Origin of the sequence: Methylophaga sp. UBA5088 (assembly GCF_002414625.1) — a bacterium.
GTDB lineage: Bacteria > Pseudomonadota > Gammaproteobacteria > Nitrosococcales > Methylophagaceae > Methylophaga > Methylophaga marina.
Genome location: NZ_DIAC01000099.1, coordinates 8,875 through 10,279 on the forward strand (window position 1 = coordinate 8,875; position 1,405 = coordinate 10,279).

At 46.9% G+C, this 1,405-nt stretch carries 1 protein-coding gene; it reads right to left on the bottom strand.

Annotated features, from left to right (window positions below; translation table 11 throughout):
* Positions 1–1,288 (bottom strand): DegQ family serine endoprotease (locus B4K20_RS12465; RefSeq protein ID WP_289283122.1); only part of this gene is annotated, 1,288 nt, incomplete at its 3' end.
* Between the last annotated feature and the right edge of the window lie 117 nt (positions 1,289–1,405).

A 1,405-nucleotide genomic window follows, 5' to 3' on the forward strand; every position in this document is an offset into this window, starting at 1 on the left:
ATGCAGTGACTGGCTGGCGGTTGACCGAGGTGATAATGTCATCAGGTCTTAGGCCTGCTTTCCAGGCGGGGCTGCCACGCTTGACTGAATACACCACCACGCCTTCAATCTGACCGTAATAGGGCGAGTCCTGCTCAATATCACCAAAGGTGGCACCAGAAAGCTTAGGATGCACTAACCCATCAGATGCTGTCTTACGCGTTTGTTTTACTGTTGCTTTAATGGTTTTGGCTTTGCCATTGCGAATAATATCGAGCTTCACAGTTTGACCAACAACCATCAAACCAATGGTATTTCTTAGGCTATCCGCATTCAGCAATGGCGTGTCATCGACTGCTGTGATCACATCACCGACTTTCAAGCCGGCATCCGCGGCAGCTGAATCAGGAATCACATGACTCACAACGGCGCCTTGTTGACGCTCAATATTAAAGGCTTGTGCTAATTCAGGCGTAATATCCTGCATTTGAACACCTAAGTAAGCACGCTGCACTTCACCATGTTCTAAGAGCTGATCGGTAATTTGTTTAACGAGGTTACTGGGAATAGCAAAGCCGATACCGATATTGCCAGATGAAGCACCACCTGGTGAAAAAATAGCGGTATTGATACCTACCAGTTCGCCACGCAGGTTAACTAATGCACCACCTGAGTTACCAGGGTTAATGGAGGCATCTGTTTGGATAAAGTTCTCATAGCCTTCAATCCCGAGGCCACTTCTTCCCAAGGCACTAACAATACCTGAGGTGACTGTTTGTCCCAGACCGAATGGGTTACCGATGGCGACAACAAAATCACCAACGCGTAGTGAGTCGGAGTCTGCCAAAGGTAGGGCAGATAAGTTGTCATCTGGAATTTTAATGAGTGCCACATCGGTGGCAGGATCGCTACCAACAATCTCAGCCTGGAAAGTCCTGCCATCATTCAGTGAGACCGTCACTTCATCGGCGCCGCGTATGACGTGGTTATTAGTAATGACTAAGCCTTCTTTGGCATCAATAATGACGCCTGACCCCAGACTTTGACGTTGTCTGACCCTTGGCTGCTCGGGCACATTAAAAAAGTGCCTAAAAAAAGGGTCATTCATGAAAGGGTTATCTTGAACTCTGACTTCACTCTTTGTCGCAATGTTGACCACAGCAGGTTTACTGCGATCTAGCATTGGCGCCAATGTGGGCATTTCACCTTTATCAGAAAACCAGTTAAGTGGAAGGGCAGCTGATGCGACTTGAGCAATCAAAACAAAAGCGGCTAACCAGACAATGGATGATTTAAAGCTGAACTTCACAATGCCTCCTGATACTCTATTCCAATGACTCACGTGGGTTAAATGCCATTTCTTCTGCCATTTGTTGATAGAGTTTTTTCGCTTTATCAGAGTCAGCAGGCGGCACTATTATCTGCA